Consider the following 22,295-nt stretch of genomic DNA (forward strand, 5'->3'; position numbering starts at 1 on the left):
ATTTTCGAAGAAGGAAATGGCGGCACTTTTCGGCAAGAAACAGATTCAACCAACTGTTTTATATGAAAATATATTGGATGGTGAGAAGCGGGAGCGGCAAAAGTCTCCCCCACTTGCATCAAGAAGAAGAGTCGGTCGCTTGCTGCAATGCCTGTCTGGCAGCCTTTTTCTCGGCGCGGCGGCGCTTGAAGAAGGCCGAGAGCTGGGCCGAGCAGGCATCTGCCAGTACCCCCTCCGTCAACGACACTCTGTGGTTATGGCGCGGGTCCTGCAAAATCTCGAATACGGAACCTGCCGCTCCCGTTTTGAGATCCCGCGCCCCGAACACCACCCGTTTGACCCGGCTGTGAATGAGGGCACCGGCGCACATGCAGCAAGGTTCCAGCGTCACATAAAGCACCGTATCGATCAGACGGTAGTTTTCCAGTCGGGCACCGGCTGCACGGATCGCCATGATCTCCGCATGGGCACACGCATCATGCTCGCTGATGGAGCGATTCCACCCCTCACCGACCACTTCGTCCCCCAGCACCAGCACGGCACCGACCGGGATCTCGCCGATCCCCTCGGCCCGGGCGGCCAGTGCCATGGCATGGCGCATCCAGCGCTCATCCTGCTCTGCTTGTTGTGCTGTCTGGCTCAGGGATACTGCGGCTGCTGATGGTTCCACCCCTTGCTCCTCTCTCTATTGGTTGTTCATGACCGATTGGTTGTTCATGACGGCTTGCCCTGCATGTGACTGCGCTCATCAGCGCTTGCCTGCGCCTGGAACAGGCACCACACCTGCGGTTGCTGGCGCCTTGACCACATTCGCCAAGCTAGCCCTGCGGCGCAATTTTTCCACCGCAATACGGGGCGGCGATTATGCCAAATCTCCGTGGCCGGCCCAAGCAGCATCTTGAGTGAGCAATAAAGAAGCAATCGACATCTCACTGATAAAAAAGGAGTTGCACCAACAGATTCATATCATTAGACTCCCTTCCGTCAGCTCGAACTGACCTCGTCGGTGTGTAGCGCAGCCAGGTAGCGCATCTGCATGGGGTGTAGAGGGTCGGAGGTTCGAATCCTCTCACACCGACCATTTTCCCCGAGAAATAGCCCAGTCAAACGACTGGGCTATTTTTTTACCTCCATTTCACTCCAGCCCCTTCACCCTCCTTATGACCCTGGCAGTACTCTGTCCGGCAGGCGGCACCACAGAGCCATCACACATTGGTGGTATATTTTTTATTCAGAATCACTTGAAACCTGTGACGAGTGTCGCTAGGATACGCGACTTTTCCGCCGGCAATGAAACAGGGAGGTGGGAATCCGGGTGATGGAGTCACCGACCGGCTTGCAATCCAATGAGGCAAGCACCCATGACGCAAGCAGTTGAATCACAGCCCCACCCAGCCCCCCTGCCACAAGCCGACATCGAACTCGGCGAGCATGAATACGGCACTATAGTGCATCTGGATGTGGTCGATCTGGCGGCGCCGGACGACGAATACTGATCCCGCTCAATATAGAGTAGAAGAGGAAAAGTGGCCGCTGAACCCTTGGGTTTCGCCACCCTTTTACCTTCCCCGGGGGCCAGGAAGGCCCACTGACACAAATAACAATAAAATGCTGCATAACTACGACTTATCAGTTTTATCCACTCCCTAACCTCCTCCCCTCATCACCCCAGATAGCAAGCCAAGGTGATACAAACCTACGTTATTGCTCGTCACTTTTCCCCTGCTGACGAGATAAACCCCATTCTGCCCCTCTTCCCTATTCAAGTTTTAAACAAACGTTCAATAGCCAACACTGGCCAGAGCTGAGTATTCACCGAGATCCAAAAAATCATTTCATACAGCCGTTTTCTGAAAGCTTGGAGTAAGGTCGGGATTTGTTTTTGCACTTGTAATTTTATTACGTAATTAGTTACATTCCAGGTATTCACAACGCCGCTGGCTCACACCACCGCAGGGGGTGGGAAACCAAGAGCATAACCATCTGCATAGAGCATTTGCGCTAATCACATAATCCCATTAAAAACATACTCTTAACTATGTGTAAGAAACAGGCGTTTTAAAAAAGTGGTTGACGGAGAGGGCAATATTTCGCACCTTATGAATCGTGTTATCCCGTTGTTACGGGAAGTTTGAAAGAACAGGGATCGACTTTAGTCGTAGTTAATTAGTTCAAAATGTAATTCTCAAAGGAGTGAACCCTATGTCGGCACCGGCCCAGACCCACTGTAGCGCCCGTCTGCGCATCCAGGGCGAGATGCTTCCCGAATACGCGCAAATTCTGACGCCGGATGCGGTGGCCCTGGTATCCGAACTGGTGGAACGCTTTGCTCCCCAACGGGGCGAATTGTTGAAACAACGTGTGGCACGCCAGGCCCGTATCGATGGCGGCGAGCTGCCGGACTTTCTGCCGGAAACAGCACATATCCGTGCAGGCGACTGGACGGTGCGCGGTATCCCGGCCGACTTGCAAGACCGCCGGGTAGAGATAACGGGGCCAGTTGAACGCAAGATGGTCATCAACGCCCTCAACGCCAATGTCAAAGTCTTCATGGCGGACTTCGAAGATTCCCTGGCTCCCGCCTGGAATAAAGTGATCGAGGGTCAAATCAACCTGCGCGATGCGGTCAATGGCACCGTCTCCTACACCAGTCCGGAAGGCAAGGCCTATACCCTGAATCCCAATCCGGCCGTGCTCATCTGCCGGGTGCGTGGCCTGCACCTGCCGGAAAAACATGTCACCTTCGATGGTGAGCCCATCCCCGGCGGTCTGTTCGACTTCGCACTCTATTTCCTGCACAACCATCAGGCGCTGCTGGCCAAGGGCTCGGGCCCCTACTTCTATGTGCCCAAGCTGCAAAGTCATCTGGAAGGTCGCTGGTGGAGCGAAGTGTTTGCCTGGACCGAAGACAAGTTCGGTCTGCCCCGCGGCACCATCAAGGCTACCGTGCTGATCGAAACCCTGCCGGCGGTGTTCGAGATGGATGAGCTGCTCTATCAGATGCAGGATCACATAGTCGCGCTGAACTGCGGCCGCTGGGACTACATCTTCAGCTATATCAAGACGCTGAAAGATCATGGGGACAGAGTGCTGCCCGACCGTCAGGTGGTCACCATGGACAAACCCTTCCTCTCAGCCTATTCACGGCTGCTGATCAAGACCTGCCACAAGCGGGGCGCTCTTGCCATGGGCGGCATGGCCGCCTTTATTCCGGCCAAAGATGCCGTCGTCAACGAGCAGGTCTTTGCCAAGGTCAAGGCAGACAAGGAGCGGGAAGCTAGCAACGGCCACGATGGCACCTGGGTCGCCCACCCCGGCCTCGCCGACACCGCCATGGCTGTGTTCAACGCCACCATACCGGCAGGCGCCAAGAACCAGATCGGCGTATTGCGCGAGCAGGATGCCCCCATCACAGCCGCCGACCTGCTGGCTCCCTGTGAAGGCGAACGTACCGAAACGGGCATGCGCACCAATATCCGGGTCGCCCTGCAATATCTGGAAGCCTGGATCAACGGCAACGGCTGCGTGCCCATCTATGGCCTGATGGAAGATGCGGCGACCGCCGAGATCTCCCGCACCTCCATCTGGCAGTGGATCCGCCACGGCAAGAGCCTCTCCAACGGCAAGGTGGTGACCAAAGAGCTGTTTCGCCAGATGCTGGCCGAGGAGCAGGAGGTGGTCAAACATGAAGTGGGCGCCGCCCGCTGGCAAGCAGGACGCTTTGCCGAAGCGAGCGAGTTGATGGAGCAGATCACATGCGCCGATACCCTGATCGATTTTCTGACGCTGCCCGGTTACGAGCGGCTCTGAACCACGGGTCTCCCCAGCGGAGCCCGCCAATAACAAGTCAATGGAAACGTGAAATCAATGAAAGAGGGAACTGATATGGCACTGACCCGTGAGCAACAGATCCAGGCTATCGAGAAAGACTGGGCAGAAAACCCCCGCTGGAAAGGGATCAAGCGCGGCTACAGCGCCGAAGACGTGGTGAATCTGCGCGGCAGCTTGCAGCCGGTGCACACCCTGGCTCAGCGTGGCGCCGACAAACTGTGGGAGCTGATCCACGGCAGCGCCAAGAAAGGCTACGTCAACTGCCTCGGCGCCCTGACCGGCGGCCAGGCTGTGCAGCAGGCCAAGGCAGGTATAGAGGCAATCTACCTCTCCGGCTGGCAAGTGGCGGCAGACAACAACTTGTCCTCCACCATGTACCCGGATCAGTCTCTCTATCCGGCCAACTCCGTCCCCTCGGTGGTTGAGCGCATCAACAACTCGTTTGCCCGTGCCGACCAGATCCAGTGGGCCAACAAGGTGGGGCCGCAGGATGCCGGTTTCATCGACTACTTCCTGCCGATCGTGGCGGATGCCGAAGCCGGTTTCGGCGGCGTGCTGAACGCCTTCGAGCTGATGAAGGGGATGATTGAAGCGGGCGCCGCCGGCGTACACTTCGAAGATCAGCTGGCATCGGTCAAGAAGTGCGGTCACATGGGCGGCAAAGTGCTGGTGCCGACTCAGGAAGCGGTGCAGAAGCTGGTTGCAGCACGCCTCGCAGCCGACGTCTGTGGCACCACCACCCTGGTGATCGCCCGTACCGACGCCAACGCGGCGGACTTGCTGACCACGGATGCGGATCCGTACGATTCAGGCTTCCTGACCGGTGAGCGTACCGCCGAAGGTTTCTACAAGGTGCAGGCGGGTATCGAGCAGGCCATCTCCCGTGGTCTGGCTTATGCCCCTTATGCCGACATGGTGTGGTGTGAAACCGCCAAGCCGGATCTGGACGAGGCGCGCAAGTTTGCCGAAGCCATCAAGGCGCAGTACCCGGACACCATACTGGCCTACAACTGCTCCCCCAGCTTCAACTGGAAGAAGAACCTGGACGATGCCACCATCGCCCGCTTCCAGCAGGAGCTGTCCGACATGGGTTACAAGTACCAGTTCATCACCCTCGCGGGCATCCACAACATGTGGTTCCACATGTACGAACTGGCTTACCAGTACGCCCGTGGCGAGGGGATGAAGCACTACGTCGAGATGGTGCAAGAGCCGGAATTTGCCGCCGCCAGCCGTGGTTACACCTTCGTTGCTCACCAGCAGGAAGTGGGCACAGGTTACTTCGACAAGGTCACTACCGTCATTCAGGGTGGCCAATCGTCAGTGACCGCACTGACAGGTTCGACTGAAGAAGATCAGTTCCACTGATCACGACTGTCGCACAGACAAAAACCCCGGCCTGGTGCCGGGGTTTCTTTTTGGTTTCAATCCGGGTCTTCCCCGCACACGCAGCCGCAGCCTGCTCAAAGTTCGAGGATCTCTTTCACAAAGGGGATGGTGAGCTTGCGCTTGGCGCGAAATGAGGCGTTATCGAGCTGATTGAGGGTGGTAAGCAAGGTGCGCATGTCGCGGGAGAGTCGGTTGAGCAGGAAGCGGCCCACATCGATGGGCAATTTGAAGCCCCGCAGCTCGGCACGCAGCTGCAGGGCACTGAGCTTGCCTTCATCATCCAGCTCATCGAGATGGAAACTCACCCCCCAGTCGAGGCGCGAGGCGAGATCCGGCAGTTGCAGCCCCAGCTTGCGCGGTGCGCTGCAACCCGTGACCACCAGGGTACCTTCCCCCTTCTCCTGCCAGCGATTGTAAAAATCGAACAGGGCACGTTCCCACTGCGCATTGCCGGCGATGGCTTCCAGGCTGTCGAGACAGACCAGTGGCAAGCTTTCGAGGGCATCGAGCATGCTGGGATCCAGCTGTTCAAACTGATCGAGGGAGAGATAGGCCGCCGCTGCGTCGCGGGCATTGACCTCGGCACAGGTGGCATGGAGCAGATGGGAGCGTCCCGATCCCTTGGCACCCCAGAAATAGAGGAAAGGCGATCCCTGACCAATGGCCGCATTCTTGAGGGCGGTGATCAGATGAGCATTGTTGCCGGGATAAAAACTGACGAAGGTTTCATCATCCGGTAGTTGTACGGCTAAAGACAGTTGGGCCGGTTGCTTCACTCGTTAGGCTTTGACTGTGACATTTGTGCCAGAGTGTACCATCGCAAAGGCAGATAGAGAACCGCCCGGACTTGGCCGGGCGGTCGGGAACACGATGAAATGATCAGGGCTGCGACCATTGGTAACGCAAACCGCTGTCATTATCATCAATCTGGCGCAACCGGCTCTCCAGTTGCAGGCCGCGGATGAGCTCGGCCTTGTCGCCCTGCAACGAGAGATCGAAGGTCACCTTGTCCCCCTCCAGCTTGCCGATAGTCACCTTGGTAACGCTGGCCATCCCCTGCAGCATCTTCTGCACCGTGATCATGCCATCAATACCGGACAAACCTTCCACCACCAGTGTCTGACTGGAAGCGACACCCGAAATACGCGCGCCATAGTTTTGTACCAGCCAGGCAGCCAGCTCATCGGCAAAATGCTGCGCCACCTCGGCCTGGGTACCACTGCTGCTGCCACGGGTGAGTTCGGCCAGCTCGCCACCGGCCTTGGGTCCATAAAGGCCCCAGTCTATGCTCCACTTCTCCCCTTCCGGGGTCAGCTTGCCCAGCACCACCATCTCGGCGCCGTAACGCTGGCTCGCCTGCAGTATGGGAGCGGCAAAGCGACCCCAGACGTCAGTGGCGCTGACCACCATGTTGTCATCGAGATCCATCAAAGGAATGCTGACCGGCAGCCCCATGGCCTGGCTCTGGGTTCGCAATGCGCTGGCCCAGCCATCGCTGGATTGATCCGGCAGAATGCGGCGCTCCCCCTCATTGATCACCAGCCAGAGCGCCATCTGTGGCCTTGCAGGCCCCAGCAGGGCAAACTTGCTTTGGGAGATCAGGGCATTGACCTTAGCCACATTGAAGTCGGCTTTCAGAAACTTGACCGTCCCCACATCCTGATAGCCATAGTGCTGCACATAGTCGCCGGGGGCGGCCAGCGCCTTGACCACGTCAGGCTGGGTGAGGATGTCCCGTTTGCCGGTCACCTTGACGAGCACATCCCCCAGCGCCTGGGACTGGGCAGCCACCATGTCGCCGCTGGTGGGCGCCTTGCCCTGATAGAGATCGGTCACCTGAGCGGCCGAGACCATGAATGACAAGCCGCAGCAGAGGGCGGTCACAACACGTTTGAGCATGAGAGGAGTCTCGAAATGGGAGATGCTGCTTATGGTAGCGGCAAGGCGCGCATTGCAGCAAGACAGAGGATGCCATAAACAGCAGAGCCGGCAAGGCGCCGGCTCCATTCTCACCCCTCACACAGAGAAGGTGGTCAAGGCATCAGGAATTACTTGGTGCCAAAGATCTTGTCGCCAGCATCGCCCAGACCCGGGACAATATAGCCTTTCTCGTTCAGGCCCTGATCGACGGAGGCGCAGTAGAGCTCAACGTCGGGGTGAGCGGCTTCCAGCGCCTTGATGCCTTCGGGCGCGGCGACCAGCACCAGCACCTTGATGGATTGGCAGCCTTTCTTTTTCAGCAGGTCGATGGTGGCAATCATGGAGCCACCGGTGGCCAGCATGGGGTCTATGACCAGCGCCAGGCGCTCTTCGATGTTGCTGACGATCTTCTCGAAGTAGGGAACCGGTTGCAAAGTCTCTTCATCGCGGTAGATACCGACCACGCTGACGCGGGCGCTCGGCATGTGCTCCAGCACGCCATCCATCATGCCAAGACCGGCACGCAGGATAGGCACGACAGTGACCTTCTTGCCCTTGATCTGGTCAACTTCCACTGGTCCGTTCCAGCCGTCGATGGTAACCTTCTCGGTTTCGAAGTCAGAGGTCGCTTCGTAGGTCAACAAACTGCCCACTTCTTTGGCCAGTTCACGGAAACGCTTGGTGCTGATATCGCCTTCACGCATCAACCCGATTTTGTGTTTGACCAGGGGGTGTTTGACTTCAACGACTTTCATTATTATCTCCTCTAACTGCCGCGAAAAAATCGCGGAATCATACAACAAAAGCCACGGCTTGTAGAGCTTTTCCACGCAAAAACGCGCAAACGATTTCCTTTCTGCTTTTACTCGGCCACTGTTAGAATACGCCCCGAATTTTACCCTCCACTTCTTCATATGACGGGGAATACGCGTGACTGACAAAACCTCACTGAGCTACAAGGATGCTGGCGTAGATATCGATGCTGGCAATGCACTGGTTGAACGTATCAAGGGCGTGTCAAAACGCACTCGTCGTCCTGAAGTCCTTGGTGGTCTTGGCGGCTTTGGGGCCCTGTGTCAAATCCCTGCGGGCTACAAGGAACCGGTACTGGTCTCCGGTACCGATGGTGTGGGCACCAAGCTGCGTCTCGCCATCGATCTGAAAAAGCACGATACCGTCGGTATCGACCTGGTGGCCATGTGCGTCAACGACCTGATCGTACAGGGTGCTGAGCCCCTGTTCTTCCTCGACTACTATGCCACCGGCAAGCTGGACGTGGACACGGCCGCGGCCGTTGTCACCGGTATCGGTGTCGGCTGTGAGCAATCAGGTTGTGCCCTGGTGGGCGGCGAAACCGCCGAGATGCCGGGCATGTATGAAGGGGAAGACTACGACATCGCCGGTTTCTGCGTCGGTGTGGTGGAAAAGAGCGAGATCATCGACGGCAGCAAAGTGGGTGACGGCGATGCCCTGATCGCCCTGGCTGCCAGTGGCCCCCACTCCAACGGTTTCTCCCTGGTCCGCAAGATCCTTGAGGTCTCCAAGGCCGATGTGCACCAGCCGCTGGGTGATACCACCCTGGCCAACGCCTTGCTGGAGCCGACCCGCATCTATGTGAAGCCGGTGCTCAAGCTCATCAAGGAGTGCGAGATCCACGCCCTGTCCCATATCACAGGTGGCGGCTTCTGGGAGAACATCCCGCGCGTACTGCCCGCCAACACTCAAGCGGTGATCGATGAGCAGAGCTGGCAGTGGCCGGCAGTGTTCAGCTGGCTGCAGCAGGCTGGCAACGTCACCCGCCACGAGATGTACCGTACCTTCAACTGCGGTGTCGGCATGATCATCGCCCTGCCTGCGGATCAGCTTGAGAAGGCGCTGACCCTGCTCAAGGCCGAAGGCGAGAATGCATGGCACATCGGCCATATCGCCAAGGCGGCCGATGGTGAGGAGCAGGTCATCATTCAATGAATGACCGGATCAACAGCCAAATGCCCTCCCCTATGAAACGCATCCTGGTGCTTGTCTCCGGCAGCGGCAGCAACCTGCAGGCGATTCTCGACAGTTGCGCCAGCGGCAAGATTGCCGGCGAAGTGGTCGGCGTCATCAGCAACAAGGCCGATGCCTACGGCTTGGTGCGTGCGCAAACGGCCGGGGTGGCGACCTCCATTCTGGCCCAGCAGCAGTTTGCCAGCCGGGCGGAGTATGACGTCGCCCTGCAGGCGCTGATGGATGACTATCAGCCGGATCTGGTGGTACTGGCCGGCTTTATGCGGATCCTGAGTGCCGATCTGGTGCGTCACTTTGCAGGGCGGATGCTCAACATCCACCCTTCACTGCTGCCCAAGTATCAAGGCTTGCACACTCACCAGCGCGCCATAGATGCTGGTGATAGCGAGCACGGTGCCAGCGTCCATTTCGTCACCGAAGAGCTGGATGGTGGTCCCGTGATCCTGCAGGCTCGCGTCCCCATCTTCGAAGGTGACGATGTCGAGGAAGTGGCGGCCCGGGTGCAGGTCCAGGAGCACAGTATCTACCCGCTGGTGGTGCAGTGGTTCTGCGAAGGAAGGCTGAGAATGCAAGGCGATGCCGTCCTGCTGGACGGCGCCGCCCTTGGCCCCGCAGGTTATGCCTGCGAGTAGCCGCTAAGCGCAACATGCAAAATGTAACAAGGGAGGCTTAGGCCTCCCTTGTCATTTCTTCAATTGCTGCAGTCATGTCCGATGACGCCGCTACACGGCTAATCGAACTTACACCGGATTGTCGATATCGATAAAGGTCACATCCAGCCCCTGCACGGTCGCCAGCCACTCTCCCAGCGCCTTGATACCGTATCGCTCGGTAGCATGGTGCCCGGCCGCATAGAAATGCATCCCCATCTCGCGGGCGGTGTGGATGGTCTGCTCGGAGGCTTCGCCGGAGATGAAAGCATCGATCCCCTGCTCCGCCGCCAGATTGATATAGCTCTGGCCACCGCCAGTGCACCAGGCCACGGAGCGGATAAGCTCGGGGCCTGTATCACCACAATAAAGGGGTTCACGACCGAGCCGTTCGGCGATGAGCTTCGCAAAATCGCGACCGCTCATCGGCTCTTCCAGCTTGCCCACCATGGCGACGCTCTTGCTGTTCCAGGGCTCCAGGCCACGGCGCACCTTGATGTCCAGCAGCTTGGCAAGCTGGGCGTTGTTACCCACCTCGGGATGCACATCCAGCGGTAGATGATAGGCAAACAGGTTGATGTCGTGGGTCAGCAGGGTCTTGAGGCGACGCTGCTTCATGCCGGTGATCTGGGCCGGCTCGCCGCTCCAGAAGTAACCGTGATGGACCAGAATGGCATCGGCGTCGAGGGCCACGGCCGCATCGATCAGAGCCTGACTGGCGGTGACGCCGGTCACGACCTTGCGAATGCGCGCGCGCCCTTCCACCTGCAACCCATTGGGGCAGTAATCCTTGATGGCGTGAGGTTCAAGTAGATGGTTGAGTACGGTTTCGAGTTTTCGATGAGAGATCATAGGGGTCCCTTATAAAGGCTCGGTCCCCTGCATCAACGATACAGCAGGGGCCAGGCTCAAACGCCAAGGACCCCATGATAATCGAGCCAGGCCGCCAAGACCATGACAGTTCCCACCCTCGGCACTCGAACACAACGCCACCCTGACTGCACTGATAACCAAGCCAGGCAGCCAGGGACAAGGGTATTGCTCACCCCCACCTTCCCGCAAACAGGCGAGCCCTTCCTTTTGGACAACAGAGTCAGACCATGAGGGTCACGACAGTTTCCACACCACCTTGCAACCCTGAGGGGCTGCCGGCCACCTGATAACCAGGCCAAGCAACCAGGGCCACGACGGGGTCGACCCCATACTCAGGCGGGAAGATCTATCCCCGCCTCCCGCATCTGGGCCAGCTTGTAGCGCAGGGTGCGCGGGCTGATGCCGAGCCGGTCGGCTACCGCCTTGCGACTGCCGTTGCAGTCTTGCAGAGTGTCGAGGATGATCTGATGCTCCTGCTGCTTGAGCTCGCTGCCCAGATGTTCGCCACCGCTGAGACGGTCGCTGCTGGTGAAACGGATCTCCTCCTCGTCCACCTCTTCCAGGATCAGGTGCTCGCAGCCAATGAGGCCATCCGGACTCAGGATCAGGGCACGTTGTACCACGTTGTCCAGCTCGCGCACGTTGCCGGGCCAGGCGTGGGCCAACAGACGTTCGCGAGCCCTCTCTGCCAGCTGCGGCGTCGGCAGCCCCTGCTGGCTGGCATGCAGTGCCAGCAGGTGTTCCGCCAGCGGCAGTATGTCGCCGGGCCGCTCCCAGAGCGCGGTCCAGCGCAGGGGGAAGACGTTGAGACGGTAGTAGAGGTCCTCGCGGAACAGACCGTCCTGCACCGCCTTCTTGAGATCCCGGTTGCTGGTGGCGATGACCCGCACATCGAGGGGGATCATCTTGCGACTGCCGAGCCGCTCTACTTCTTTTTCCTGCAATACCCGCAGCAGCTTGGCTTGCAACCCCAGATCCATCTCGGTGATCTCGTCGAGCAGCAAGGTGCCTCCCTGGGCCTGCTCGAACTTGCCGGGGCAACCCTGCACGGCACCGGTGAAGGCACCCTTCTCGTAGCCGAACAGGGTCGCCTCCAGCATGTTTTCCGGGATGGCGGCGCAGTTGATGGCGACGAAGGTTTGTTCGGCGCGGCTGGAGTTGTCGTGAATGTAGCGAGCCAGCACCTCTTTGCCGGTGCCGCTCGGGCCAGTCACCATGACAGTGGCTTCGCTTCTGGCCACCCGGGTCGCCAGTTGGAACAGTTCGGCGGTCTTTGGATCCCCGTATACCACGGCGCGCTTCTCCACTTTCTGGGCCGGTACATAGCGGCTGACCTGATTGAGCAGCACTTCGGGGGAAAACGGCTTGGCAAGATAGTCGATGGCGCCTTCGCGCATGGCGCGCACGGCACCGTCGATGTTGGCGTAGGCCGTCATCAGCAGCACAGGGATCTGCGGATATTGCTGGCGGATAGCGGCCAGCAGGGTCAGGCCATCCATGCCCCCCATCTGGATATCGGAGATCACCATATCAAAGCTTTGGCGCGACAGCGCCAGCAGGGCGCGTTCGCCGCTGTCCGCTTCACGACACTCGTAGCCGCCGAGCAAGAGTGTATCCACCAGCGCTTCGCGCAGGCCATTGTCATCTTCTACGACCAGAATACGGGCCTGAGTCATGCGACACCTCCAAGCTGCATCGGTTGCTGATGCAGAGGGAACGACAGAGTAAAGCAGGTGCCTTCAGTGGGCACTGAGGCCACGCTGACCTCCCCCTGATGGGCACGTACCACAGATTGCACCACCGCCAGGCCCAGGCCAGTGCCCTGGGAGCGGGTGGTGAAGAAGGGTTCGAAAATCTGGTTGAGCAGGTGGGCAGGCATCCCCTTGCCATTGTCGAGGATGCGCATCTCCACCCGGGAGCCGCTGCGCACCGCACTCACCAGCAAGGAGGTGGCCCCCGCCTGCTGGGCGTTGGCGATCAGATTGTTGATGGCCCCCGCCAGTGCACTGCTGTTGGCAAGCAGGCACAGATCCGGCTCCGGAGCCTCCATGTGCAACTCGCAGCCCTGCTGGTTGCAGAATGCCTCGGCACCGGCCTGTACCTCGGCCAGCAACCCCTGTACCGAGATGGGGGTCACCACCTGGTTGTCACCGTTGCGAGCGAACAGCAGTATGTCGTTGATCTGTTTCTCGAGATCTTGCAACCTGGCCATCAGCTTTTGCTGGAACTGGCTGCGGGACTCGGGTTTCAAGGTGCGGTTGGCAAGATTGGCCGCATAGAGCATGGCGGCAGAGAGCGGTGTGCGGATCTGGTGGGCCAGCGAGGCTGCCATGTTGCCAAGGGCAGACAACCGCTTCATGTGGTTGACTCTGTCCTGCAGTTTGCGGGTTTCGGTCAGATCCGTGATGAATATCAGCTGGCCGGGTTGATCCGGCAGTGGCTGGGTCGAGAGCTGCACCCGCCGTCCGTCACGCAGGGAGATCTCGTGACCGTCATCCTCACGGGGCTGGAAGCAGCGGTCGATGATCTGGCGCCAGGCCTGACCTTCCAGCGGCTCCCCCAACAGTGCCAGGGCTGCCGGGTTGGCACGGGTGATGCGACCCTCGCCATCGAGCAGCAATACACCGGTCGGCAGCGCCGTGAAGATGGCATAAAGCTGGCTCACCTCGTGAGACTGGAGTGGGTTGTCCTGCTGCTGGGTTGTCATAAACCTGACCTCAAACTGGCGATTAGGTCAGGTTATTCAATTTCCATGCCACTAAAAATATCACTATAAATCAAGACCTTGAATATAAGCGTCAAGGCTTTGACCTTTAGACTTCCTTGCTCATCCCGTACTTTTTCATCTTCTCCACCAGCGTGGTGCGACGCATGCCGAGCAAGTCGGCGGCGCGGGCCACGACACCATCCTGGGATTCCAGCGCCTGGCGGATCAGCTCCACCTCCAAGTCGGCCAGCATCTCCTTGAGATTGACCCCCTCCTCAGGCAGCTGCATGGCGCGGGCGTGACTGTTGTGCATATCCAGCTCGGGCGGATCCTGGAACACGGCGGCCAGCGCATCGCGCTCGTCCATTTCGGTCAACCGCTCATCCCTCGGCTCGCACGGCAGCAGACGATAACGGCTCGGCAGGTCGGCCACATCGACGATCTGTTGCGGGTAGAGAATAAGCAGCCGCTCCAGAAGGTTGGAAAGCTCGCGCACATTGCCGGGCCAGGGGTATTGCATTAGGGATTCCATGGCGCGCTGGGTCAGGCGAATGATGCCATGATGCTGCTCGGCATGACGGTTGAGCAGCTCCTGCAGCAACAGCGGAATGTCGTCGACCCGCTCCCGCAGCGGCGGCGTCTCGATGGGAAAGACATTGAGGCGATAGTAGAGATCTTCACGAAAGCCCTGGGTACGGATCATCACCTCCAGATCCCTGTGGGTCGCCGCTATGATGCGCACGTCCGCCTGGATCGGCTTGCCACCGCCGACCCGATCAAACAGCCGCTCCTGCAACACCCGCAGCAACTTGACCTGCATCGGCAACGGCATGTCACCGATCTCGTCGAGGAACAGGGTGCCACCCTGTGCCAGCTCGAAGCGGCCGCGACGGGAGGCGATGGCGCCGGTGAAAGCCCCTTTTTCATGACCGAACAGTTCGCTTTCCAGCAATTCGGCCGGGATTGCGCCGCAGTTGATGGGCACGAAGGGACCGGCGCAACGTGAAGAGAGTTCGTGAATGGCGCGGGCGACCACCTCTTTACCCGTCCCGGACTCACCCAGGATCAATACGTTGGCGTCGGTCTCGGCCACCTGACTGATGAGGCGGCGCACCTCCTGGATGCCACGCCCCTTGCCCACCAGCAGACGCAGCAGGGCCTGGCCCTTGTCATGGGTCTGCTGGCGAGGATGCAAGGAGACAAATGCCTGACAGAAATGCAGATACCGAGTGAGGGATTCGTAGGTGAAGGGAGCTTCGGCGACACCGATGAAGTTGCTGTTGGGGAAATCAGCCGGAACCAGCGACAAAAACGGAATGCGGGGAAAGAGGGTCAGCAATTCGTCCAACGGACGACCGGTCAAGGCACCGGCCAGCACCCCTTGTAGCGGGCCGGACGTTTCGATGGCCACATCCAGCTCGCTCTCGGCAATCTCCTGCCAGGGGATCCCCATAAACGAGAGCACAGTGCCCAACTGTTGGCGCCGCTGCGCATCGGCATCAACAATCAATACTCCCATCGTCATCATATCCATCCCTCTTATAATAGACGTAACTTATTGTTTTAATATGCTTCTGTGGTCAAGCCACGCACTTTATGCAGGTCGCACAAAGTGCCAAAATTCCGACGCATTGTCAAAATTTGTCGCATTTGACTTAAGTTTATCGACGCAACTGCGTAATAAGATAAATTTTGTCGCCTCTTTTTTGATGAGGCATGGGGCGCTACCGCGAGGCAGGGATATTGACTGCATGTTTCCGCCCCAGTGACAGGCCGGGAACATGCAACAAGGGATCAGTGACGGGCGTTGGTGTGGGGGGCGGCGTAGCGACACTCGGGGAAGCGGCTGCACGCCATGAACAGGCGACCGGCATGGGGACCTTTTTTGGCCTCCCGTTCCACCAGCGGCGCATCGCAGCGGGGACAATGGGGTGCCTGGTGCGAATGCGAGTCCTCTTCGTCCTCTACCTCGGCAAACAAGTTATCCACCAGCTCGCTGTCGGCGGTCGAGACCAGTGCATTCCTGACCGGCGTGGTGATCACAGGGGACGAGCTTGAAGGCGAGCGTCCCCCATGGCGGGTCTCGTCCATGTCGACACCGTCCAGCAGCAAGGGGCTGAAGGTTGGCTCGCGGCGCTCACCCGGCATCACATTGTCGACCAGCGGTGCAGTTGTCTTGACCAGCAGCGGCAGGATCTGCTCGCGCAGCTCTTCCACCTGATAATGGGCACTCGCCGGGATCTGCAGCAACGGCAAACCGGCACTGTCGCAGGCGGTTTTCAGAAAAAGGTCGCGTGCCTTGCGCTTCTGATGTCGATGAGAACTGTCATCGAGCTCGATGGCGCAGATAAAGGAGAGATCGGCTGGGTGGCAGAGCAGATAATCCAGGTGCTTGGCGCTGATCTTGTTGAAGTGTTGCTGCCATTTGCTTTTGCCAAGCCCTGCCTGTGGCGTCAGCACATCGGCCACCCTCACCTTGGCAAAGACCCGGGCCTTGTCACCGACTGCCAAGTCCAGCACACCGAGGAAGGAGCGCTCGGCCGGGCTGAACAGGGCCTCCTGCAGATCATAGGGCAACGCCTTGCCTCTCTTGCTCCTGGTCCAGAAGACCACCAGCAGGAGTAGCACCAACAACACCAATCCCGATACGACAAGGGTATTCATGAATGCACTATCCAGTTCACAAAACGAAAGAGGGCATCACTCTACCACAGGGGTCAGATACCCGGCAGCGCTGAAACGTGGCACAAACCTCTCCTCTGGTTTTTTTCAGCCTGTTTAGGCCGGACGGGGCTTCATATGGCCTGCCACAGCAGGCACAATGCTACAGAAACCCAATTCCAAGGAGAGCAGGATGCAGAAGCAATTGGTCGTGACCGTGATCGGTACAGACAAACCCGGCATAGTCGAGAGTCTGGCGGATGTCATCACACAGCAACAGGGCAACTGGCTGGGCAGTTCCATGAGCGAGCTGGCCGGGCAATTTGCCGGCATCCTGCACGTCACTGTGCCCGATGAGCACTACCGCAGCCTGTGTGAGGCCTTGGTAATGTTGCCTGGCCTCACCGTCAGCTTTGCCGAAGGCCAGCTCGGCCAGGAACCGGAACGTCAGGTCATGCTCAGCGTCACCGGCAACGACAGAGCAGGGATAGTGCACGAAGTGGCCAGCATACTGCGCCAGCTCAACATCAACGTGGCCGATCTCACCACGGGTTGCGAACCTGCGCCCCACTCGGGCGCCCCGCTCTTCTATGCTCACGCCCTGGTGGCCCTGCCACCCCAGTTGGAGCTGGACGATCTTGTGGCAGCGCTTGAATCTCTATCTGACGATCTTGTCGTCGATATCGACCAGGCTTTCACCGACTGAGCGGATTGTCATCAATCTGTCATATTCACACGCCATAACTGCCGCGCAGACGCGACCTGATACAGAGGCATTAGATGAGCACCGACAAGCAGTATGAAGAAAAAGAGCTGAGCTGGCTCTCATTCAATGAACGGGTGTTGCAAGAGGCGATGGACAAGACGGTGCCCCTCATAGAGCGGGTCCGTTTTCTTGGGATCTTCTCCTCCAACCAGGACGAGTTCTTCAAGGTACGAGTGTCGGACGTCAAGCGCCGTATTCTCATCAATGAAGTACACGGCGGCGGTGACGAAGCCAAAGTGCTGCTGCGCGCCATCCAGCAGAAGGTGATGGCGCTCGGCGAAGCGTTCGACAACACCTACAAGGAGTTGTTGATCGCCCTGGCCCGCCACAACATCTTCCTGGTCAACGAGACCCAGATTTCCGAGTCAATCCATCAGTGGCTGCGGGTCTTTTTCAGAGAGAAGGTACTGCGCCACATCATTCCTATCCTGCTCAACAAAGAGGTCAACCCGGTCAAGTTCCTCAAGGATGAGTACACCTATCTGGCCATCGAGATGAAGAAGAATGGCCAGGTGATCCAGTACGCTCTGGTGGAGGTACCGACCGATGATCTGCCCCGCTTCTTCCAGCTGCCGCCGGAAGGCACCCGCCGCAAGAAGCAGATCATTATTCTGGATAACGTCATCCGCTTTTGTCTCGACGAGATCTTCAAGGGCTTCTTCGACTATGACGAGATTGCTGCCTACGCGGTGAAGCTGACCCGGGATGCCGAGTATGACCTCTCCGATCAGCTGGATCTCAGTCTGGTGGACAAGATGAGTGACGGCTTGAAGCAGCGTCTCACCGCCATGCCGGTGCGCTTCGTCTACGAGCGGGAGATGCCCGCCGCCATGATAAGCTTCTTGAAGCTCAAGCTGCAGATCAGCTCTTACGACGCCATCATGCCGGGCGGGCGTTATCACAACTTCAAGGATTTCATCGGCTTCCCTAACGTGGGCCGGGACTATCTGGAAAACCCCAAGCTGCCGGCACTCGAATGCCGCGACTTTGACGGCTTCGTCAACGCCTTTGATGCCATCGCCAAGCAGGACATACTGCTCTACTACCCGTACCACAAGTTTCATCACTTCACCGAGCTGGTGCGCCAGGCGGCGTTCGATCCTGCGGTCAGTGCCATTCGCATCAATATCTACCGGGTCGCCAAGAAGTCGCGGATCATTCACTCCCTTATCGATGCTGCCAACAACGGCAAGAAGGTGACAGTGGTGGTGGAGCTGCGGGCCCGTTTTGACGAAGCGGCCAACATCGACTGGGCCAACATTCTCACTGACGCCGGAGTCAAGGTGGTGTTCGGGGTGCCGAGCCTCAAGATCCACTCCAAACTCTGCCTCATCACCCGCCACGAAAATGGCGAGGCGGTGCGCTACGCCCATATCGGCACCGGCAACTTCAACGAGAAGACGGCCAAGATTTACACCGACTTCTCCCTGTTGACCCGCCACCCGGATATCACAGCCGAAGTGGAAGGGGTGTTCGAATACATCGAGTACCCCTATAAGCGTTACAAGTTCAACCACCTGCTGGTCTCCCCCATCAACAGCCGCCGTCAGCTCTATCGGCTGATCGACAACGAGCTCACCAACGCCAAGGCGGGACAGCCCAGCGGCATTATTCTCAAGATCAACAACCTGGTGGACAGGGATCTCATCAACCGCCTCTATGCCGCCGGTCAAGCCGGGGTGCCGATCCAGATGATCATCCGCGGCATGTGCGCCCTGCGTCCCGGCGTGCCGGGCTTGAGCGAAAACATCAAGGTGATCAGCATCATAGACCGCTTCCTCGAACATCCCAGGGTCATGGTGTTTCACAACAAGGGCAACCCCCAGCTCTATATCTCGAGTGCCGACTGGATGAGCCGCAACATCGATGGACGAATTGAGGTGGCCACGCCCATCTATGACGAGCGCCTCAAACAGCGCATCATGGACATTCTCGAGCTGCAACTGAGCGACACCTGCAAGGCTCGCGTCATCGATGCGGATCAGAAGAACGAATATGTGAAGCGGGGTAACCGCCGCAAGATCCGTTCCCAGGTCGCGATTTACGACTACCTCAAACGCATAGAGTCAAACAATGGACAATAGCCTGTACGCCGCCGTGGATCTTGGCTCGAACAGTTTTCACATGGTGATCGCCCGCCTCAACGAGGGGCGTATGCAGATAGTTGATCGCATCAAGGAGCGGGTTCGGCTGGCGGAGGGGATGGATGAGCAACGTCGCATGTCGGCAGAGGCCATGGGACGTGGCCTCGACTGTCTCGCCCTGTTTGCCGAACGACTGACCAACATCAAGCCGGATCACATCCGTATCGCCGGCACCTATACCTTGCGCCGCGCCAGCAATGCACGCGAGTTCGTGCGCGAGGCGGCCACTGTGCTCAACCATCCCATCGAGATCATCAGTGGCCAGGAGGAGGCGCGTCTCATCTATCAGGGCGTCGCCCACACCCAGCACATTGAAGGACAGGTACTGGTGGTGGACATCGGCGGTGGCAGCACCGAGCTCATCATAGGGGAAGGCTTCGATCACAAGGCACTCACCAGCCGCAAGATGGGCTGTGTCAGCTTCACCCAGCATTTCTTTGCCAACGGCAAGCTGAGCGAGAAGGCCTTCAACGCCGCCGTGCTGGAGACCCAACATCAGCTCGCCCCCATCATCAACCAGTATCGCAAGCTGGGCTGGCAGAGTTGCCTGGGCAGCTCCGGCTCCATTCGAACCGTACGCGACGTGCTGCAGGGCGAAGGCTGGACTGACGGCAGCATCACACTGGCGGGGCTGGAGCGTCTCAAGCGGGAGCTGCTCGACCACAAGCGGGTCGATCAATTGAAGCTTGCCGGCCTGACCGAGGAGCGCCAGGAGGTGTTTGCCGCCGCCGTGGCCATACTGCTTGGACTCTTTACCTCCTTGCCCATAGAGAGAATGGAGTATTCGGACGGTGCACTGCGCGAAGGGTTGCTGTATGAATTCGAGGAGCGCTTGCAGCACCACGACATTCGCGAGCGTACCGCGCTGGCCCTCTCCACCCACTATCGCATCGACAAGCGCCAGGCCAATCGGGTCGAGCAGAGCGTACTGACCCTGTTCGATGCGCTGAGCGGTCCCTGGGAGATGCCGGAGGAGCCCTATCGCGCCATCCTCGGCTGGGCGGCGCGACTGCACGAGATTGGTCTGGCCATCAACTACAGCGGCATCCATCGCCACTCCGCCTATATCTTGCAGCACACGGATCTGCCCGGCTTCAACCAGGACGATCAGGCACTGCTGGCGGCGCTGGTGCGGTTTCAGCGCAAGGGGCTCAAGCTCTCCGAGCTCCCTCCCCTGCCCAACCACGACGAGCAGACCGTGCTGCGTTGCATTCGCATCCTTCGCCTCGCCGTGGCGGCGCACCACAGGCGCCAAGACAACCTGTTGCCGGAATGGAAGGTACAGGCAGCCGAAGATAAGCTGGTGGTCACCTTGCCGATCGATTGGTGCGACGAGAACCGCCTGCTGATGCAGAACTTGGAGAAAGAGCACCGTTATTGTCAGGAGCAGGGGTGGCCGCTGCTGTTCCAGCTGAGCTGATCCCCTTTCTCCACCCCGTAAACAGACAAGCAAAAAGGCAGCCCAGGCTGCCTTTTTGCTGTTATCCACTCGTTTAACGGCGGCTTACTGCAGCTCGGGCAGCAACCACTTGGCCATCTCGAAATAGATGATGAGGCCGGTACCGTCCACCAGGGTAGCGATGAAAGGAGCAGAAACAACAGCCGGGTCAATCCGGAAGCGACGCAGCACCATGGGAATGATGGAAGCAACGGTAGCGCTCCAGAGCACGATGGCGATGATGGTCAAGGTCACAACCATGCCGATCTCGGGGCCGACACCCAGGCTCCAGGCCCGGATCCATGCCGCAACCGCAATCGCTGCCGAGATAAGCAAACCGGTGGAGAGCTCCTTTTTCAAGACAGTCCCCAGGTTTCGCATGCTCACCTCCCCCACCGCCATGGCCCGCACTATGGTAGTAGTGATCTGGGTACCACTGTTACCACCGGTACCGATCAGCAGCGGTATGAAGAAGGCCAGCGCAATGGCGGCTTCCAGCTGCTCTTCGAATGCCCGCAGTACTGTGCCCGTATAGGCTTCTGCCACAAACAGGATAAGCAGCCAGCCCACCCGCTTGCGCCACAGTTGCCAGGGAGTCGCCTGCAGATAGGGCGTATCGAGCGGCGAGGAGCCACCCTGCATCTCGGCATCCTCTGTGGATTCGAGCTCCAGGATGTCGGCAGCATCGTCCACGTGGAAGATACCCACCAGTTTGCCCTTCTCCTCTACCGGTAGCGTCGAGATGTCGCGGTCAATCAGCAAACGGGCAGCCATCTCCTGATCCGCACGCGCATTGATGCGCACCGTATCCCTGTCCATCAGGTCGCTGACGGGCAGTTGGGGATCGGCAATCAGCAAGGATTTGAGCGCGATACTGCCGAGCAGACGATGCTCAGCATTGACCACATACAGGTTCTGGAACAACTGGGCATTGTCCCAGGCATCGTGGATCAACTGCTTGGCACTGCCCACCGTCTGCTGATCGCTGATGGCCAGAAACTCATGGCGCATGTTGGCGCCAACCGATTCTGGTGGCCAGTCGAGCAGGGAGTAGAAGGTGGACTGAGCCGGCTCCGGGAAGCGAGAAAGCAGCATGGTGCGCTCGCTGCTGCCCAGTCGGCGCAGTATGTCCAGCATATCACGACGAGGGATAGCCCCTTGCAACACACCGATAAGGCTGGCATGCAAGCGCAGCAGCAGACGGCCGGCAACGTCGGCCGACAGTGAGCTCAGCAGGGCCGCGCCTTGTTCAGTGGGCAGGGTATCGAAGATACAGTTGAGCTCTTCCGGACGCAGGGTCAGCAGTTGATCGGCGCGCTGAACCGGATCCAGATTATTCTCCAGCCAGCCCTGCAGGGCGGCCAGATCGAGCAGTTGATGACGATTGAGTAGAGTCTGTGTTTTCTTCATCACAAGTGACCTCATGTGATTTCAGGCAGGGCCTGAGCGCGATCGGATATCCGGTCGCCGTCTGAAAGAAAACAGCAATTTGATTGACGAGTAATAGGCAGGAAATGACGCCGTCCGGCGTGTCATCATCCCCACGTACCAGCTTTAGCACTGCATAACGTATCCGGCATGCCGGAAGCCACTTGGGTTTACACCTTAATCCGATGAAAACTGTCCTGATCTTGGGCGTCTCTGGACGTCGTGAGATCAGTGGCCTTTGTTTATACAGGAGCCTCGCCTAACGAGATGCTGCAAAAAGTACGCACAACCCTTTGTTGTGCGGGCTGCATAATTATCGAATGCTCAATACGAGTCAAGCCACCAGGGCAAGGTAATTGGCCTGCTGCAATATCTTGTTACAATTAGGGTGAGAGTGGATTCATATCAGGGCGGGATCGCACTTTGTTAATGAAATTTGAACAGGCAGATCGTCTGTGATCTAATCGCGTCTCCATGCAGG

The 22,295-nt window shown here is 58.6% G+C and carries 18 protein-coding genes, 1 tRNA gene and 1 riboswitch; of the genes, 9 read left to right on the forward strand and 10 right to left on the reverse strand.

Annotated features, from left to right (window positions below; translation table 11 throughout):
* Positions 1 to 118: 118 nt before the first annotated feature.
* Positions 119 to 643 (reverse strand): tRNA adenosine(34) deaminase TadA, encoded by a 525-nt coding sequence (tadA, locus tag OKC28_RS13795; protein ID WP_174218893.1) that lies wholly within the window; start codon positions 641 to 643, stop codon positions 119 to 121.
* A gap of 361 nt (positions 644 to 1,004) precedes the next feature.
* Here tadA and OKC28_RS13800 point away from each other — a divergent pair.
* The 4 genes from OKC28_RS13800 (at position 1,005) to aceA (ending at position 5,199) form a co-directional block, all read left to right on the forward strand.
* Positions 1,005 to 1,081, forward strand: a tRNA-Pro gene (locus OKC28_RS13800).
* 280 nt (positions 1,082 to 1,361) lie between these two features.
* Entirely contained in the window at positions 1,362 to 1,496 is a 135-nt protein-coding gene (locus tag OKC28_RS13805; protein WP_005320161.1) for a hypothetical protein, read from the forward strand.
* A gap of 706 nt (positions 1,497 to 2,202) precedes the next feature.
* Entirely contained in the window at positions 2,203 to 3,810 is a 1,608-nt protein-coding gene (gene aceB / locus OKC28_RS13810; RefSeq protein ID WP_270689793.1) for a malate synthase A, read from the forward strand.
* A 75-nt stretch (positions 3,811 to 3,885) separates the two neighbouring features.
* The gene (gene aceA, locus OKC28_RS13815; RefSeq protein ID WP_021139226.1) at positions 3,886 to 5,199 is read left to right on the forward strand and encodes an isocitrate lyase; all 1,314 of its coding nucleotides are present in this window, start codon (positions 3,886 to 3,888) and stop codon (positions 5,197 to 5,199) included.
* A 95-nt stretch (positions 5,200 to 5,294) separates the two neighbouring features.
* On the opposite strand, the gene hda is transcribed toward aceA, so the two are convergent.
* The 3 genes from hda to upp form a co-directional block, all read right to left on the reverse strand.
* Positions 5,295 to 5,996: a DnaA inactivator Hda gene (hda, locus tag OKC28_RS13820; protein ID WP_005320168.1), complete on the reverse strand. Its 702-nt coding sequence runs from the start codon at positions 5,994 to 5,996 to the stop codon at positions 5,295 to 5,297.
* Between the two features lie 103 nt (positions 5,997 to 6,099).
* The gene (locus OKC28_RS13825; protein WP_270689797.1) at positions 6,100 to 7,119 is read right to left on the reverse strand and encodes a DUF2066 domain-containing protein; all 1,020 of its coding nucleotides are present in this window, start codon (positions 7,117 to 7,119) and stop codon (positions 6,100 to 6,102) included.
* Positions 7,120 to 7,268: 149 nt separating this feature from the next.
* Entirely contained in the window at positions 7,269 to 7,895 is a 627-nt protein-coding gene (gene upp / locus OKC28_RS13830) for a uracil phosphoribosyltransferase (protein ID WP_005320172.1), read from the reverse strand.
* Positions 7,896 to 8,070: 175 nt separating this feature from the next.
* Between upp and purM the strand changes: the two genes are divergently transcribed.
* On the forward strand, positions 8,071 to 9,108 hold the full coding sequence (gene purM, locus OKC28_RS13835) for a phosphoribosylformylglycinamidine cyclo-ligase (RefSeq protein WP_021139228.1): 1,038 nt from the start codon (positions 8,071 to 8,073) through the stop codon (positions 9,106 to 9,108).
* Between the two features lie 32 nt (positions 9,109 to 9,140).
* Positions 9,141 to 9,779 (forward strand): phosphoribosylglycinamide formyltransferase, encoded by a 639-nt coding sequence (gene purN, locus OKC28_RS13840; protein WP_270689802.1) that lies wholly within the window; start codon positions 9,141 to 9,143, stop codon positions 9,777 to 9,779.
* A gap of 108 nt (positions 9,780 to 9,887) precedes the next feature.
* Here purN and OKC28_RS13845 read toward each other — a convergent pair whose 3' ends face one another.
* From OKC28_RS13845 to OKC28_RS13865, 5 genes are all read right to left on the reverse strand, one after another.
* A complete protein-coding gene (locus OKC28_RS13845) occupies positions 9,888 to 10,649 on the reverse strand; it encodes a Nif3-like dinuclear metal center hexameric protein (protein WP_021139230.1) in 762 nt (253 codons plus the stop codon).
* 353 nt (positions 10,650 to 11,002) lie between these two features.
* The gene (locus OKC28_RS13850) at positions 11,003 to 12,346 is read right to left on the reverse strand and encodes a sigma-54-dependent transcriptional regulator (protein WP_021139231.1); all 1,344 of its coding nucleotides are present in this window, start codon (positions 12,344 to 12,346) and stop codon (positions 11,003 to 11,005) included.
* Positions 12,343 to 13,377 carry a sensor histidine kinase gene (locus OKC28_RS13855; RefSeq protein WP_270689805.1) on the reverse strand — a complete coding sequence of 345 codons (1,035 nt, stop codon included), beginning with the start codon at positions 13,375 to 13,377 and terminating at the stop codon, positions 12,343 to 12,345. The genes OKC28_RS13850 and OKC28_RS13855 overlap by 4 nt, the downstream gene beginning before the upstream one ends.
* Before the next feature lie 106 nt (positions 13,378 to 13,483).
* A complete protein-coding gene (locus OKC28_RS13860) occupies positions 13,484 to 14,905 on the reverse strand; it encodes a sigma-54 dependent transcriptional regulator (RefSeq protein ID WP_270689807.1) in 1,422 nt (473 codons plus the stop codon).
* 266 nt (positions 14,906 to 15,171) lie between these two features.
* Positions 15,172 to 16,041, reverse strand: coding sequence for a DUF2726 domain-containing protein (locus tag OKC28_RS13865; protein WP_192873224.1), 870 nt, complete (start codon positions 16,039 to 16,041; stop codon positions 15,172 to 15,174).
* Between the two features lie 190 nt (positions 16,042 to 16,231).
* Here OKC28_RS13865 and OKC28_RS13870 point away from each other — a divergent pair, with 190 nt between their 5' ends.
* The 3 genes from OKC28_RS13870 (at position 16,232) to ppx (ending at position 20,368) form a co-directional block, all read left to right on the forward strand.
* Positions 16,232 to 16,744 carry a glycine cleavage system protein R gene (locus OKC28_RS13870; protein WP_021139235.1) on the forward strand — a complete coding sequence of 171 codons (513 nt, stop codon included), beginning with the start codon at positions 16,232 to 16,234 and terminating at the stop codon, positions 16,742 to 16,744.
* Positions 16,745 to 16,818: 74 nt separating this feature from the next.
* The gene (gene ppk1 / locus OKC28_RS13875) at positions 16,819 to 18,888 is read left to right on the forward strand and encodes a polyphosphate kinase 1 (protein ID WP_021139236.1); all 2,070 of its coding nucleotides are present in this window, start codon (positions 16,819 to 16,821) and stop codon (positions 18,886 to 18,888) included.
* A complete protein-coding gene (ppx, locus tag OKC28_RS13880; RefSeq protein WP_270689811.1) occupies positions 18,878 to 20,368 on the forward strand; it encodes an exopolyphosphatase in 1,491 nt (496 codons plus the stop codon). Before ppk1 ends, ppx begins: the two co-directional genes overlap by 11 nt.
* 84 nt (positions 20,369 to 20,452) lie before the next feature.
* Here the strand turns inward: ppx and mgtE are convergent, their stop codons facing one another.
* The gene (gene mgtE, locus OKC28_RS13885; RefSeq protein WP_005320192.1) at positions 20,453 to 21,796 is read right to left on the reverse strand and encodes a magnesium transporter; all 1,344 of its coding nucleotides are present in this window, start codon (positions 21,794 to 21,796) and stop codon (positions 20,453 to 20,455) included.
* Positions 21,797 to 21,918: 122 nt separating this feature from the next.
* Positions 21,919 to 22,088, reverse strand: a riboswitch (M-box (ykoK) riboswitch).
* Positions 22,089 to 22,295: the final 207 nt, after the last annotated feature.

The sequence above is a fragment of the Aeromonas sp. D3 genome, from assembly GCF_027705025.1.
Taxonomy (GTDB): Bacteria; Pseudomonadota; Gammaproteobacteria; order Enterobacterales; family Aeromonadaceae; genus Aeromonas; species Aeromonas salmonicida.

Bases quoted from the DNA above. Each gene is read 5' to 3' on its own strand.
- OKC28_RS13850 (WP_021139231.1), bottom strand. From the start codon at position 12,346: ATGACTCAGGCCCGTATTCTGGTCGTAGAAGATGACAATGGCCTGCGC.
- OKC28_RS13805 (WP_005320161.1), top strand. From the start codon at position 1,362: ATGACGCAAGCAGTTGAATCACAGCCCCACCCAGCCCCCCTGCCACAA.
- aceA (WP_021139226.1), top strand. From the start codon at position 3,886: ATGGCACTGACCCGTGAGCAACAGATCCAGGCTATCGAGAAAGACTGG.
- ppk1 (WP_021139236.1), top strand. From the start codon at position 16,819: ATGAGCACCGACAAGCAGTATGAAGAAAAAGAGCTGAGCTGGCTCTCA.
- upp (WP_005320172.1), bottom strand. From the start codon at position 7,895: ATGAAAGTCGTTGAAGTCAAACACCCCCTGGTCAAACACAAAATCGGG.
- purN (WP_270689802.1), top strand. From the start codon at position 9,141: ATGAAACGCATCCTGGTGCTTGTCTCCGGCAGCGGCAGCAACCTGCAG.
- OKC28_RS13825 (WP_270689797.1), bottom strand. From the start codon at position 7,119: ATGCTCAAACGTGTTGTGACCGCCCTCTGCTGCGGCTTGTCATTCATG.
- aceB (WP_270689793.1), top strand. From the start codon at position 2,203: ATGTCGGCACCGGCCCAGACCCACTGTAGCGCCCGTCTGCGCATCCAG.
- OKC28_RS13855 (WP_270689805.1), bottom strand. From the start codon at position 13,377: ATGACAACCCAGCAGCAGGACAACCCACTCCAGTCTCACGAGGTGAGC.
- mgtE (WP_005320192.1), bottom strand. From the start codon at position 21,796: ATGAAGAAAACACAGACTCTACTCAATCGTCATCAACTGCTCGATCTG.
- OKC28_RS13845 (WP_021139230.1), bottom strand. From the start codon at position 10,649: ATGATCTCTCATCGAAAACTCGAAACCGTACTCAACCATCTACTTGAA.
- OKC28_RS13860 (WP_270689807.1), bottom strand. From the start codon at position 14,905: ATGATGACGATGGGAGTATTGATTGTTGATGCCGATGCGCAGCGGCGC.
- OKC28_RS13865 (WP_192873224.1), bottom strand. From the start codon at position 16,041: ATGAATACCCTTGTCGTATCGGGATTGGTGTTGTTGGTGCTACTCCTG.
- ppx (WP_270689811.1), top strand. From the start codon at position 18,878: ATGGACAATAGCCTGTACGCCGCCGTGGATCTTGGCTCGAACAGTTTT.
- OKC28_RS13870 (WP_021139235.1), top strand. From the start codon at position 16,232: ATGCAGAAGCAATTGGTCGTGACCGTGATCGGTACAGACAAACCCGGC.